The 13,515-nt window shown below is 70.8% G+C and carries 10 protein-coding genes; 5 read left to right on the top strand and 5 right to left on the bottom strand.

What is annotated here, in order from left to right:
- Positions 1–7 precede the first annotated feature (7 nt).
- Genes ACIO92_RS06075 through ACIO92_RS06085 form a run of 3 tightly spaced genes read right to left on the bottom strand, consistent with a single transcriptional unit; the run spans position 8 to position 5,029 of the window.
- Positions 8–2,848 carry an AMP-binding protein gene (locus ACIO92_RS06075; RefSeq protein WP_402279776.1) on the bottom strand — a complete coding sequence of 947 codons (2,841 nt, stop codon included), beginning with the start codon at positions 2,846–2,848 and terminating at the stop codon, positions 8–10.
- Positions 2,823–4,013: a hypothetical protein gene (locus ACIO92_RS06080; RefSeq protein ID WP_401240103.1), complete on the bottom strand. Its 1,191-nt coding sequence runs from the start codon at positions 4,011–4,013 to the stop codon at positions 2,823–2,825. The genes ACIO92_RS06075 and ACIO92_RS06080 overlap by 26 nt, the downstream gene beginning before the upstream one ends.
- Entirely contained in the window at positions 4,010–5,029 is a 1,020-nt protein-coding gene (locus ACIO92_RS06085; protein WP_401240100.1) for a diiron oxygenase, read from the bottom strand. The genes ACIO92_RS06080 and ACIO92_RS06085 overlap by 4 nt, the downstream gene beginning before the upstream one ends.
- Before the next feature lie 308 nt (positions 5,030–5,337).
- On the opposite strand from ACIO92_RS06085, the gene ACIO92_RS06090 reads away from it, so the two are divergent.
- The 5 genes from ACIO92_RS06090 to ACIO92_RS06110 all read left to right on the top strand — a co-directional run bounded on the left by ACIO92_RS06090 (position 5,338) and on the right by ACIO92_RS06110 (position 10,698).
- Positions 5,338–5,643: a hypothetical protein gene (locus ACIO92_RS06090; RefSeq protein WP_401240098.1), complete on the top strand. Its 306-nt coding sequence runs from the start codon at positions 5,338–5,340 to the stop codon at positions 5,641–5,643.
- A gap of 17 nt (positions 5,644–5,660) precedes the next feature.
- Positions 5,661–6,359, top strand: a complete 699-nt coding sequence (locus ACIO92_RS06095) for an SDR family NAD(P)-dependent oxidoreductase (RefSeq protein ID WP_401240096.1) — start codon at positions 5,661–5,663, stop codon at positions 6,357–6,359.
- The gene (locus ACIO92_RS06100; RefSeq protein WP_402279773.1) at positions 6,360–7,766 is read left to right on the top strand and encodes a class I adenylate-forming enzyme family protein; all 1,407 of its coding nucleotides are present in this window, start codon (positions 6,360–6,362) and stop codon (positions 7,764–7,766) included.
- 120 nt (positions 7,767–7,886) lie between these two features.
- Complete coding sequence (gene cmlS / locus ACIO92_RS06105; protein WP_401240090.1) at positions 7,887–9,602, top strand: chloramphenicol-biosynthetic FADH2-dependent halogenase CmlS; 1,716 nt, start codon at positions 7,887–7,889, stop codon at positions 9,600–9,602.
- A gap of 115 nt (positions 9,603–9,717) precedes the next feature.
- Positions 9,718–10,698 carry an aldo/keto reductase gene (locus ACIO92_RS06110; protein ID WP_401240087.1) on the top strand — a complete coding sequence of 327 codons (981 nt, stop codon included), beginning with the start codon at positions 9,718–9,720 and terminating at the stop codon, positions 10,696–10,698.
- Between the two features lie 11 nt (positions 10,699–10,709).
- Here ACIO92_RS06110 and ACIO92_RS06115 read toward each other — a convergent pair whose 3' ends face one another.
- A complete protein-coding gene (locus tag ACIO92_RS06115) occupies positions 10,710–12,764 on the bottom strand; it encodes a phosphocholine-specific phospholipase C (protein ID WP_402279770.1) in 2,055 nt (684 codons plus the stop codon).
- 172 nt (positions 12,765–12,936) lie between these two features.
- Entirely contained in the window at positions 12,937–13,353 is a 417-nt protein-coding gene (locus tag ACIO92_RS06120) for an organic hydroperoxide resistance protein (RefSeq protein ID WP_366440460.1), read from the bottom strand.
- Positions 13,354–13,515: the final 162 nt, after the last annotated feature.

Consider the following 13,515-nt stretch of genomic DNA (forward strand, 5'->3'; position numbering starts at 1 on the left):
GTTCCCGCTAGCGCGACGACGACGTGTGGACGACGTCGTTCCCGGTCCTCGTGGCGGTCTCCGCGTCGTCCCCGGCGCGGGGCGTCCGCGCGGAGCCGAGCAGCGGGCCGAGGATGTCGTGGTCGACCTCGTGGTGGGGGGTGGGCCAGCCCGGACCGCTCAGCGCCGCCTGCATGGCGGCGAGCAGCGGTGCCGGGACCTCTCCGGCGTTCCGTACCCGCTCGAACCACTCCGCGGGCTCCAGGACGTCCGAGTCCGTGAGCCCGGTGTGGCGCAGCAGTTCGTCCAGCGCGTACGTGCGGTGGACCACGACCGCGGACCGGGCGTCCCCGCCCGGGGCCGTGTCCAGACCCCTGAGCAGGGTCCCGGCCAGGACGCCGACGTCGCAGACCGGTACGTGGCCGCTGAGCCGGGGCATCGCGCGGATCCGGCGCGCGGTCTCGATCAGGGCGGTGAACCAGTCGTCCTTGAGGTGGTCGTGGTCCTCGGGCCGGTGCCCGTAGACCAGGCCGGGCCGGTAGTGGGAGACCGCGCACCCCAGGGCGGTCAGGGTGTCGACGTACTCCTCGCTGATCAGCTTCGACCGCGAGTAGGGGTCGCCCACGGAGGTGAGGGTCCCGGCCGACAGGGGGAGGAAGTCCGTCCCGGCCGAAGCGGCCGAGAGGAAGGCGAAGGAGCGGGCCCCCAGCGCCGCGGCGGCCCGGACGACCAGCGCCGTGTTGTGCACGCTGCCGCTCATCTGGCTGTCGAGCGGCAGCAGGTGGTTGACGTGGTAGCCGCAGTGCACCACCGCGTCGAGGACGGGGCCGCGCCGCCGGTCCACCCACCGGGCCAGGTCCTCGTAGGTGATGCCCCGCACCCCGGCGTAGTCGGCCGTCTCCCGCCCGAACCGGGTGCGGTGCCCGGCGAGGACCCGGTCGGGGGCGCCGGTGCTGACGACCAGGACGGGGCGGCCGGCGGAGAGCAGCCGGTCGAGGACGTGCCCCCCGATGAAACCGGACGCGCCGGTGAGGAGCACGATCCGGCCGCCGTCCCCGGCCCACGGCGCGGGCTCGTGCCGGGTGTCGTGCAGGAGCTCCGGCAACTCGGCCCGCAGGGAGTCGCGTTCGGACATCACCCGGCGCAGCAGCGTCTCGACGGCGGACTCCGCCGGGGCGGTGGCCTCGCCGCGCAGGTGGCGCAGGAAGGCGGCCGGGGCGAAGTCGTAGTCCATCGCGGCGAACGCGGCCTCGACGGCCTCCTCGCCGTACGTCTCGGAGAGCTTGACCTGGATCTGGATCATGGCCAGGGAACTGCCGCCCGCGTCGAAGATCGAGGTGTCCGGGCCGATCTCCTGGCCCAGGACGGCGGTCACGACGTCGAGCACCCGGCGCAGTTCGGCCGGGTCCCCGTCAGGGGCGGCCACGGGGGACGCGAGCCGTTCCCGCAGGGCCCGGCGGTCCGGCTTGCCGCCGGAGGTCAGCGGGAGCACGTCGACCAGCACGACCCGGTCGGGCACTTCCCAGACGGGGACCAGGCCCCTGATCCGGCCCATCAGCGACTCCTCGGTGACCTCGCCGCCCACGGCCGTGACCAGCAGGATCGTGTCGCCCTGCCGGACCAGCGTCACCTCCCGGTCCAGACGGCGGGCGAGCGTGGACTCGACGTGGGCGAGGTTCACCCGGTGTCCGAGGCGCTTGACCTGCTCGTCCGTCCGTCCGACGTACACGAGGTGGCCGTCGTCGGCGAGGACCACGACGTCCCCGGTGGCGTAGGCGGGGGAACCGTCCACCGTTTCGAACACCTTGTTCTCGGCCGGGCTCCCGCCCGCGTAGCCCAGCGCCACCCCGTCGCCCACGACGACGAGTTCACCGGTGCCCGTCGTGCGGAGGGCGCCCGTGTCGGGATCGCGCACCAGGGCGCGGAAGCCGTCGACGGGAGTGCCGATGCTCGGGGTGAACTCGGTCAGTTCGGCCAGGGAGAAGCAGACGGTGGCCTCCGTCGGGCCGTACGCGTTGAACACCCGGCTGTACCGGGCCGCCTTGTGGTACTCGTTCTCGCCGAGGGCCTCGCCGCAGAACTCCACCTTCCGGATGCGCCGACGGGCCTCCTCGTCGAGCCGCGCGTAGACGGACGGCGACAGCATGGCCAGGTCGCAGCCGTGGGCGGTGAGGTGCCGTGAGACGGACCCCAGCCACGAGGCCTGGTCCCGGACCGGGACGACGAGCGTCGCCCCGGCGTACAGGGTGCCGAGGATCTCGCTGATGGAGGCGTCGAACGACAGCGAGGCGAACTGCAGGACCTCGTCGTCCGGCGTGATGTCGAGCAGCCGCCGCAGGGAGCGGCACAGGTTGAGCAGGCCGCCGTGCCCGACGTCGACGAGCTTGGGGTTCCCCGTCGAGCCCGAGGTGAAGATGGAGTACGCGACGCGGGAGCGGCCCTCTCCGGCGGGTCCGGCCGGGTCGTCCCCCGGCACGGGGCCGGTGGGCCAGCCCACGTCACCGGCGTGCAGGGCGGGGACACCGGCCTTCTCGGCCCGCACCAGCGCCTCGCGGTCGAAGCAGACGAGGAGCGCCGCGTCCGAGACCCGGGCGAACTCCTCGAACCGGTCGGCTGGCAGCCCGGGGTTCATCGGCGTGTGGACGGCGTGGCTGCGCATCACGGCGAGGGCCCAGACGACGGCTTCCGCGGTGTGTTCCCCGGCGACCAGGACACGGCGGCCCGCGGGGCACTCGCGGTCGATCCGGTCGGCGAGCGCGCGCGTGACCCGGTCGAGTTCCTCGTACGTCCAGCTCCGCCCGGCGGTCCGCAGCGCGGTCCGTCCGCGATGGCGCAGGAAGAGGTCAGTCAGCAGATCCGGCAGTTTCACCACGTGCTCCCATTCGCTGCTCGAGTCGGTCGAGGATGTCGGCCGCGGTCTCCGGGGCGAGGAAGCCGCGCTTGTACTGCATACGCAACAGGGGCGGGCCCGGCCACGACCGGTCGGCGAGGAACTTGAGGTCCTCGAAGACGCGCGCGCTGCGGACCGGGACCCAGCGCCACAGCTCCGGTTCCGGACGCATGAACGTGGTGTCGGACACGACGATCCGGGGCATCCGGCCACGGGTGAACGCCTCGGCGAAGGTGCCGAGGTCGGACATGGTGAACCGGCCGAGGGACTCCTGTGCCCGCCGGGTCTCCGCGAAGTGCTCCGGGGTGTACGCCGAGGCGGGCCCGGCCGGTACGACGAGCGGTTTGATCTCGACGTAGTAGCCGCCCTTGGTCGCGAACTCCCAGCGGGAGAAGGGGTACTGCAGGACCATTCCGCCGCCGAGGGTGGGCAGCAGGGCGGCGGTGACGGCGCTGAGCAGTTCGTCGAAGGTGACGCCCTCGCGGAGCGGGAGCCACTCCTCCACCGACGCGGAGATCGTCGGGATGCCCTTGCGGCCCGGTGTGGGCAGCTCGCCGAGGGCCCGGGTGACCTCCGCGGGGTCGGCCGCGGGCAGGGCGGCGTACTGTTCCGTGCTCCGCTCGTGGTGACGGTAGCGGGAGCCCGTCCGGCCCTGGGGGGTCTGGCCGCGCAGATACGCCCTGATGCGCTGGAGCAGGTCCACCACGTCGATCAGGTCGACGATCAGATGACTGAACTTCACGAAGACGACGTGCTCGCCGTTCACATGCGGCCAGTACGCGAGGTGCACCGCCTCGTCGAGCGCCAGGGGACGGCTGTTGTGGTGGGCGGTGACCAGGTCCGCCAGGGCGTCGGGGGCGCCCTCGACCGGTCCGGGCCCCGGTTCGAGGGTGACGGCCACGTCCTTCTCCGCCACCTCGACCACGTGCGACAGCGCCCGGGTGAGACCGAGCCGGGCGACGAACTCCCGCCAGCCCGCGGCGTCCGCGATCCGCCCGGGGTCCACGGTTCCGGTGAAGGCCGTGCACGGGTTCACGTCGCAGTCCATGCCGAGGTCGGCGAGGAACCCGTAGATGTCGCGGACGGCGACCGCGCCGGGGCGCAGAGCCGCTCGGGCCGCGGTCGCGGGGGTGCCGGAGGTCATGGGGCCACCGTCGTTCCCCAGCCGAACTCGACCTCGTCGAGGACGTCCATCTCCGTCAGGAGGGTGTGGATCCCCGAGTGGTCCTGCACGAGATGGGTGCCGCCCTGGGCCTCGCGCACCTCGGCGGCGGCCTTCTCCCAGCCGGGGACGCCCTCGAACGCGGCGATCGTCTCCCAGGTGGCGAAGTCGGGTGCGACGAAAGCCTCCAGACCGGCCACGACCTTCTCCAGGAGGAAGCGGCGGCGGTCGGCCGGGAGGGCCTCGTACACCTGCTTCATCATCTCCCCGGAGATGGAGGCGTGGCAGTACTCGTCGCGGTTGTGCAGCTTCACCGTGGTGGAGTTGACGACCTGGATCCGCTGGTCGTCGGCGAGCAGGCCGAGGTAGGCGTTGATGGAGATCTCGGCGACCGTCGCGAAGCCCAGCGTGGTGAGGCTCCGCTGCCACGGTTCCTCGCAGCGGTCCAGGTGCTCCTGGTGGATCAGGGTGATGTGGGAGTCCGGCAGCACGCGGTCGGAGAAGTCGCTCCGGCGCATCCGGCGGGTCACCGCGCTGCCGTTGATGTGCATGAGCGTGTGGTACTGCTCGTCCACCATGGCCTGCGCGACGGCGAGTTCCAGCTGCTGGCCGCCGAGACCGGGGTACGCGCCGCCGATGACCAGCTCGAACGCCGGGTTGGCGATCCGCTGCTCGATCAGCACCGTGTTCCGGTTGTAGGCCACCCAGCCCCAGCTCAGCAGACGCGACCGGGCCTCGTCGGAGAGGCGCTCCCAGACCGGGTGGGCCCGGAAGGGGACCATGTCGTCCCGGAAGTCCGGGCGCGCGGGGTCGAACAGGGCGTAGACGTCGGGTTCCTCGCGCTTCACGGCCGCCCGCCGGTGCCAGTTTCCGACGAGCCGGTCGATGACCGCGTTCTCGGCGGGATCGTCCGGGTCGAAGGCCGGCAGCCCGCCGACCCGGACGTGCCCTTCGTCGTGCCCGGCCGCGCCGGATTTCTCGTCCGTGTGGTCACGCATGGCCCATCCCTTCCATCTCTTCCCTTTGCGGGCTCGGCCCTTTTCGGGTCCGGCGTCGGTGAAGTCTGTGGACATCCACCGCCACCCGCAAGGGTGTGCAGGCCGTCGCGGTGTGCAACTGAATGAGCGGGACAGTTGAACACCCTTCGGGGCGCGGGGGATTCGCAGGACTCCCCGCGATCCGTCCGGCCTGAACGGCCTTGCGCGAGCCAGGGGCCTATGACATAAAAATCCAGGCGCCGGGTCGGAGTGTCGGCCGGCTGCCGACCGGATCGGTTCTTACTTCAACGCTGGGCGGAGGTCTGAAAGTGACGGATCGAATCCAGAAGGTCGTCGTGGCGGCGCTCGACGAGATCAATCTGACACGTGAGGAGAAGATTCCCACCGATCATGTGCTCGACTTGTGTCTGTACGGTGATTCCGGTGTCTTCGAGTCGATGTACCTGGTGGCCTTCCTCTCGCTGGTGGAGGAGAACATCGAGGACGAGTTCGGCGCGGACGTCTCGCTCACGTCGGAGAAGGCCGTGTCCCGCCGGGTGAGCCCGTTCAGCAGCGTCCGCAGGTTGATCGGCTTCGTCGAGGAGGAGCTCGAACTCGCCGGCGTACGCGGTTAGCGCAGGTCATCACTCTGATGATCCTCATGATCACTGGTACCAGGACCGGCATCGGCAAGGCCCTCGCGGAGCACTTCCTGGAGGCGGGCCACGAGGTCGTCGGGTGCAGCAGGAGACCCGCGACCATCGAGCACCCCCGCTACCGGCACCACGAGGTGGACCTCGCGGACCCCGGCCGCACGAGGGAGATGTTCCGGCGGGTGCGCCAGGAGCAGGGGAAGCTCGACGGGCTGATCAACAACGCCGGAACGTCGTCGATGAACCATTTCATGACGATGCCCGAAGAGGCTTCCCGGAAGATTTTCGACATCAATTTCTTCGCGGTCCTCAACTGCTGCAGAGAGGCCGTAAAACTGTTACGGAAATCGACGGAACAGAGTTCCGCGATCCTGAACGTCTCCACGGTCGCCGTTCCCTGGGCCCTCGAAGGGCAACTCGCCTATTCGGCCAGCAAAAGCGCGGTCGAGCAGCTCGTGCGGGTGATGAGCAAGGAGTTGTCCGCGTTCGGGATCAGGGTGAACGGAATAGGGCTTCCGCCCGTCCACACCGTCCTCACGAGAACGGTTCCCCGGTCCAAGATCGATGTGCTGATCGAGCGCCAGGCGATATCCCGGCAGTGCACGACGGCCGACATCGTGGGGCCGGTGGAGTTCCTGATCGGCCGGCAGTCGGAGTTCATCACCGGCGAGACGCTCTACCTTGGGGGTGTGCACTGAATGCGTGAGGAACTGGTGCGGAGGTTCGAGGACTTCGGCACACGGACGGCGCTGTACGACCACGGGACCGCCGTCACGTACGCGCAACTCCTGAAGCGGATCCGCGACATCCGGGAACGGCTGGCGCTGCACGGGGTGAGGCCCCGGGAGACCGTCGTCGTCCACGGCGACTACTCACTGGACTCCGTGGCGACCCTGTTCGCGCTCCACCTGGGCAGGAACGTCGTCGTGCCGGTGGTGACGCTCACCGGCACGACCCTCGACACCCTCGTCGAGCACTGCCGCCCGGGGCACCTGGTCAGGACGACCGCGAACGGCGTCGAGATCCAGGACCTCGCGGAACCGGGCGCCGCCACCGGCCCGGACACCGCCGAAGGGCCCGCCGCCGTGCACGGCAGGCTCGGCGACCCGCAAGCGGCGGGACTCGTCCTGCTCAGCAGCGGCAGCACCGGCGCGCCGAAGGTCATCCTCCACAACCTGGACGTCCTCGTCGACCAGAAGCTGGAGAAACGCCCTCGCCGCCGGGAGAACGCCCTCAACATCCTCATGGTGCTGATGTTCGACCACATCGGGGGCATCAACTCGCTGCTCAGCACCCTCCTCGTCGGCGGCACCGCGGTCCTTCCCCGGCAGCGCACCCCGGACGAGATCTGCGCCCTGATCGAGCGCCACCGGATCCTCGTCCTCCCCACGAGCCCGACCTACCTCAACCTGATGATGGTCGGCGGCTACCACCGCACGTACGACCTCAGCAGCCTGCGACTGATCACGTACGGCACCGAGCCGATGTCCGACGAACTGCTCCGGCGGGTCCACCGGACCTTCCCCGGGGTACGGCTCCTCCAGACCTTCGGGACCAGCGAGACCGGCATCGCCACCACGACCAGCGAATCGTCCAGCAGCACGTACTTCAAGATATCCGGAGCCGGTGTGGAACACCGGGTCGTCGACGGCGAACTCCAGCTCAGGAGCCGGACGCAGTTCCTCGGCTATCTGAACTACGACGACGACTCGCTGACCGAGGACCGCTGGTTCAGGACCGGTGACCTGGTCGAGGAGGCGGCCGACGGCTACCTCCGGATCAAGGGACGCGCCAAGGAGATCATCAACGTCGGCGGGGAGAAGCTCCTCCCGCTCGAACTCGAGTCGGTCCTCATGGGCAGCCCCCTCGTGGAGGACTGCGTCGTGTACGGCAGCCCGAACGCGATCACCGGCCAGTCCGTCTGCGTGGACGTCAAACCCCGGGGCCCGCTGACCCGTGCGGAGCTCCGCAGGCACGTGACGGAGTTCCTCTCCGGCCGGGTCGAACCGTTCAAGATGCCCACGAAGATCAACGTGGTCGACACGATCGAGATGTCGGACCGCATGAAGAAGCTGCGGTCCCGGCCGAGTGCCGACGGGGAGTGAACACCCTCCCCCCGCCCGCACCCGCGCGCCGGTCCCGTCCGGCCGCGCCCCGTTCCAACCGGCTCCGTGCCGCCCCGGCCCGGAGTCCCGTCAGCCCGTCCCCGTCCCAAGGAGTACGTGATGGCACGATCGAAGGTGGCGATCATCGGTGGAGGGCCGGCCGGCAGTGTCGCGGGCCTCACCCTGCACAAGCTCGGCCACGACGTCACGATCTACGAGCGGTCCGCCTTCCCCCGGTACCGCATCGGTGAGTCCCTGCTGCCCGGCACGATGTCGATCCTCAACCGGCTCGGTCTCCAGGAGCAGATCGACGCGCAGAACTACGTCAAGAAGCCCTCGGCGACCTTCCTCTGGGGCCAGGACCAGGCCCCCTGGACCTTCTCCTTCGCCGCTCCCAAGGTCACGCCCTGGGTCTTCGACCACGCCGTCCAGGTCAACCGGGGCCAGTTCGACAAGCTCCTCCTCGACGAGGCCCGCAGCCGCGGTGTGACCGTGCACGAGGAGACCCCGGTCACCGACGTGGACCTGTCCGACCCGGACCGGGTGGTCCTGACGGTGCGGCAGGGCGGCGAGAGCGTCGTCGTCGAGAGCGACTTCGTCATCGACGCGGGCGGCTCCGGAGGTCCTCTCGCCCGCAAGCTCGGCGTGCGCCAGTACGACGAGTTCTACCGGAACTTCGCGGTCTGGTCGTACTTCAAGCTGAAGGACCCCTTCGAGGGGGACCTGAAGGGCACCACGTACTCGATCACCTTCGAGGACGGCTGGGTCTGGATGATCCCGCTCAAGGGCGACCTGTACAGCGTCGGACTCGTCGTGGACCGTTCGAAGGCCGCCGAGGTGCGCGAACAGGGCGCCGACACCTTCTACTCGGCCACTCTCGCGAAGTGCGCCAAGGCCATGAAGATCCTCGACGGCGCGGAGCAGGTCGACGAGGTGCGGATCGTCCAGGACTGGTCCTACGACACCGAGGTGTTCTCCGCCGACCGCTTCTTCCTCTGCGGTGACGCGGCCTGCTTCACCGACCCGCTGTTCTCGCAGGGCGTGCACCTGGCCTCGCAGTCGGCCGTCTCCGCCGCCGCCGCCATCGACCGCATCACCCACCACGGGGACGAGCGGGACGCGGTGCACGCCTGGTACAACCGCACCTACCGCGAGGCGTACGAGCAGTACCACCAGTTCCTCGCCTCCTTCTACACCTTCGCCTCCTTCACCGAGCCCGACTCGGAGTTCTGGCGCAAGCGCCGCATCACCGAGTCCGACGACGACCGGCTGACCCGCAGGACGTGGTTCGAGAGCCTGGTGGGCAACGGCCCCGAGGACTCCGGCGGCACCGTGACGTCCTTCCGGGACCGGGCGTCCACGATGATCTCCATCGGCCGCCACCAGCGCCCCGGACTCAGCGACGAGTTCAGCGAGAGCGAGCTGAACCCGGCCCGGGTCCGCTGGATCAGCGACCTCACCAAGCAGCTGAACAGCATCAGCCGCTTCCGGTGGACCGGCGGCAAGGCCGTGCTCAAGCCGCACTACCGGGTCGAGCCGCTCGGCTTCCGGCTGGAGCAGCGGGAGGTCCTGGCCAACGGGGACGGGACCGACATGGCCCAGTACCCGATGGACGAGGACGCCCGGCAGGTCTTCCAGGACCTCGCCGAGGAGGAGTTCGGCTACAAGACCCTCGTCAAGCGCCTCGGCGCCGTCGGCAGGCAGGAGCTGAGCACCCAGATCGTCGTCCGGCTGATGGAGTCGGGTCTCCTCACCGGATACGACGAGCGGGGCGACCGGGTCCTCGTCCAGGGCCGGCTCCACTTCGGCGGCGTCGGCGTCGAGTACGAGGTCTGACCGCTCCCCGCCGCCGCCGGGCGGCACCGCCCCCCTCCGTACCGGCCCCCTCCGGCCGGAGGGGGCGGTGCCCCCGGCGGTCCCACCCACCCTCGCGCCCCAAGGAGGCGGCCCGGTGAAGCACACGAGCATGGGGGGCCTGAAGGTCTCCAGGATCGGCCTGGGGACCATGGGCATGTCCTTCGGCTACACGGGATCCGGCACCGACGACGCGGCATCCGTCCGCGCGCTGCACAGAGCCCTCGACCTCGGGGTGACCTTCCTCGACACCGCCGAGATCTACGGTCCCTACACCAACGAACTGCTCGTCGGCCGGGCGGTCCGCGGCCGACGCGACCAGGTGGTGCTCGCCACGAAGTTCGGTCTGGTCTCCCACGCGGGCGGCGGCCCGGGGCGGCTGGACAGCGGTGCGGCGAACGTCCGGGTGGCCGTGGAGGGTTCGCTGCGGCGGCTCGGGACCGACCACCTCGACCTCTGCTACCAGCACCGCGTCGATCCCGCCGTCCCGATCGAGGAGACGGTCGGCGCCCTCGCCGACCTCGTCGCCGAGGGCAAGATCCGCCACATCGGTCTCTCGGAGGCCGGGCCCGCCACGATCCGCCGCGCGCACGCCGTCCACCCGGTCGCCGCGGTCCAGTCCGAGTACTCCCTGTGGACCAGGGACCCGGAGGAGGCCGTGCTGCCGGTCCTGAGGGAACTGGGCATCGGGTTCGTGGCGTACTCGCCGCTCGGCCACGGCTTCCTCACCGGCGCGGTCCGCTCGGCCGGGCGTTTCGACGCCTCGGACCTCCGGGCGGACAATCCGCGCTTCACCGCGGAGAACCTCCCCCGGAACCTGCGCATCGCCGACGAGATCGGGGCCGTCGCCGCCCTGGCCGGTGCCACCCCGGCGCAGGTGGCCCTTGCCTGGCTGCTCGCCCGGGGCGAGGACGTCGTGCCGATCCCCGGCAGCCGCAGGGCCGCCCGCGTCGAGGAGAACACGGCGGCCACCGGGGTCCGGCTGGACCCCGGGCTGCTCGCCCGGCTCGACGCCCTCCCGCCCGCCGAGGGCGGGCACCACACGGAGGAGCAGATGCTGATGATGGACCGCTCGTAGGGCCCGGCGCCTCAGTACGTGAGGATCCCCGGGTCCGTCGTGCCCGGGGCGCCCGTCTCCACGTGGCCCGCGAGGCGGCGGAGGTAGTCCGGGGACGCCGGGGACGTGACGGTCACGTCGTACCAGCGGGACGAGGAGGTCAGCGGGACGGTGTGGGTGACCGTCCCGCCCTGGGGGACCCGCACGGTCCACTGGGTGTTCGCGTAGGTGTGGGTGACGGTCACGGTCGTGGCCGGGCCGGTGTGGGTGAAGGTCAGTCCGAGGTCGCCGGTGGTGGCGTCGTGGCGGGCGGTGACCTCGGGGACCGCGGTCTTCCCGGGGGAGCGGAAGCGGCGGAGGAAGCCGTTGGGGCCGTGGACGGTGAGGTCGGTGAGGCCCTTGGAGTACGTGGTGTTCCAGGTGTCCGTGATCGTCCGGCCCGCCTCCGTCGTGTACGTCCAGGGGGCGTCCGTGCGGTTCGCCGAGGTCACGTGGAACTGCGCGCCCGCCGAGGGGCCGCCGGAGAAGGTGAGGCGGTAGGTGCCCGCCGTGGTGTCGGCGGCGCCGTCGGCGTACGGCGCGTACTTCAGGGGGCGGGTCCGCTTGGCGCCGCGCTCCTGGCGGGGCATGGTCCCGGTCGCGGGTGCGGTGGCGAGGAAGTCGGGGTGCCGGTTCCGGTCCGGCGGGTAGTACCCGGCGGTCGGCGGCAGCGCGGCGGCCGAGGTCTCGGTGCGCGAGAAGTCGAAGGCCGAGGTCAGATCACCGCAGACGGTCCGCCGCCAGGGCGAGATCTGGGGCTCGCGGACCCCGAAGCGCTGCTCGACGAAGCGGATGACCGAGGTGTGGTCGAAGGTCTCGGAGCAGGTGTAGCCGCCGGTGGACCAGGGGGACACGACGATCATCGGGACGCGCGGGCCGAGGCCGTACGGTCCGGCGGTGTGGCCGGTCCTCCCGGGGAAGTGGTCGAGCCCGGTGGCCACGGTGGACAGGCCCTGGGCGGCGGAGCCGGGGACGTACGGCGGGACGACGTGGTCGAAGAAGCCGTCGTTCTCGTCGTACGTGAGGAAGAGGGCGGTACGGGCCCACACGTCCGGGTCGGAGGTGAGCGCGTCCAGGACCTGCGCGATGTACCAGGCGCCGTAGTTCGAGGGCCAGTTGGCGTGCTCGGAGAAGGCCTCCGGGGCGGCCATCCAGGAGACCCGGGGCAGCTTTCCGCCCTGGACGTCGGCCCGCAGCCGGTCGAAGAGACCCTCGCCCGCCTTGGCGTTCGTGCCGGTGCGGGCCTTCTCGTACAGCGGGTCGCCGGGCCGGGCGTTGCGGTAACTGTTGAAGTGGAGCAGCGAGTTGTCGCCGTAGTTGCCCCGGTGGGCGTCGTCGATCCAGCCCCAGGAACCGGCCGCGTTCAGGCCGTCGCCGATGTCCTGGTAGACCTTCCAGGAGATCCCGGCGGCCTCCAGGCGCTCGGGGTACGTCTTCCAGCCGTAGCCCGCCTCGGCGTTGTCGAGGACCGGGCCGCCGCCCGTGCCGTCGTTGCCGGTGTGGCCGCTCCACAGGTAGTAGCGGTTCGGGTCGGTCGAGCCGATGAACGAGCAGTGGTATGCGTCGCAGATCGTGAACGCGTCCGCGAGGGCGTAGTGGAAGGGGATGTCCTCACGGGTGAGGTACGCCATCGTCGCCGGGGTCTTGGCGGGTATCCACTGGTCGTAGCGGCCCTTGTTGAAGGCCTTCTGGCCGCCCGCCCAGTCGTGGTTGAGCCCCTGGAGGAACTCCATGCCGAGGCGGTCGCTCGGAGGACGGAAGGGGAGGGTGACCTTCTTGCCGTCGGACTGGTGCCAGACCGGGTTCCCGCTCGGCAGGGTGACCGGCCGGGGGTCGCCGAAGCCGCGCACGCCCTTCAGCGCGCCGAAGTAGTGGTCGAAGGACCGGTTCTCCTGCATCAGGACGACGATGTGCTCGACGTCCTGGATCGTGCCGGTGGAGCCCTGCGCCGGGATCGCGGCGGCCCGCGCGATGCTCTCCGACAGAAGAGCGAAAGCGGCTGTTCCGCCCATGAGCCGAAGGAAGCGGCGGCGGTCGGGCTCGGCCATGGGGGACTCCTCCGGAAGGGGTACGGGCACGGGGCGCGCGTGCGGCGGCCGGGCGCCTGCCCGGCGAGCGCCCCAAGGACAGCGCCCCCGGACCACTGCCCGGCGGCCGTCCCGTGACCGCCCGCGGTACGGCGCGCGAACCCTTCGTGCCCGTACCCCTTCCGGGGGAGGGCTACTCGACGACGAGCTCGACCGCGATGTTGCCCCGGGTCGCCTTCGAGTAGGGGCAGAAGGCGTGGGTCTTCTCCAGGAGGGCGCGGCCCGCCTCGCCCTGGAGGTGCTCGGGGAACTCGGCGCGCATCACGACGGAGAGGCCGAATCCGCCGTCGGCGGGGTCCTTGCCGATCGTGACCTCCGCGGTGACCGAGGCGTCGGTGACGTCGATCTTCTCCTGGCGGGCGATCAGCTGCATGGCGCTGGCGAAGCAGGCCGCGTATCCGGCGGCGAAGAGCTGCTCGGGGTTGGTGCCCCGGCCGTCGCCACCGAGCGCCCGGGGGTGGGCGAGGGCGAGGTCGATGTGACCGTCGGAGCTGACGGCGCGGCCCTCGCGGCCGTTGGCGGTGGCGACGGCGGTGTAGATGGCGTCCATGGTTCTCGTCCTGTCCTCGGGAGGTCCGGAAGGTTCGGAAGGTTCGGAAGGTTCGGGAGGTGGTGACCCTCTGGTGCGGTGGCCCGCCCGCGCGGTGACCTCCGCGGCGGCGGCCCTCTGTCGTGCCCGCCCTCTATTGATAGCGCACTATTAAGTTGTGCA

Source organism: Streptomyces sp. NPDC087215 (assembly GCF_044744885.1).
GTDB lineage: Bacteria > Actinomycetota > Actinomycetes > Streptomycetales > Streptomycetaceae > Streptomyces.

Bases quoted from the DNA above. Each gene is read 5' to 3' on its own strand.
- ACIO92_RS06080 (WP_401240103.1), bottom strand. From the start codon at position 4,013: ATGACCTCCGGCACCCCCGCGACCGCGGCCCGAGCGGCTCTGCGCCCC.
- ACIO92_RS06085 (WP_401240100.1), bottom strand. From the start codon at position 5,029: ATGCGTGACCACACGGACGAGAAATCCGGCGCGGCCGGGCACGACGAA.
- ACIO92_RS06095 (WP_401240096.1), top strand. From the start codon at position 5,661: ATGATCCTCATGATCACTGGTACCAGGACCGGCATCGGCAAGGCCCTC.
- ACIO92_RS06100 (WP_402279773.1), top strand. From the start codon at position 6,360: ATGCGTGAGGAACTGGTGCGGAGGTTCGAGGACTTCGGCACACGGACG.
- cmlS (WP_401240090.1), top strand. From the start codon at position 7,887: ATGGCACGATCGAAGGTGGCGATCATCGGTGGAGGGCCGGCCGGCAGT.
- ACIO92_RS06115 (WP_402279770.1), bottom strand. From the start codon at position 12,764: ATGGCCGAGCCCGACCGCCGCCGCTTCCTTCGGCTCATGGGCGGAACA.
- ACIO92_RS06120 (WP_366440460.1), bottom strand. From the start codon at position 13,353: ATGGACGCCATCTACACCGCCGTCGCCACCGCCAACGGCCGCGAGGGC.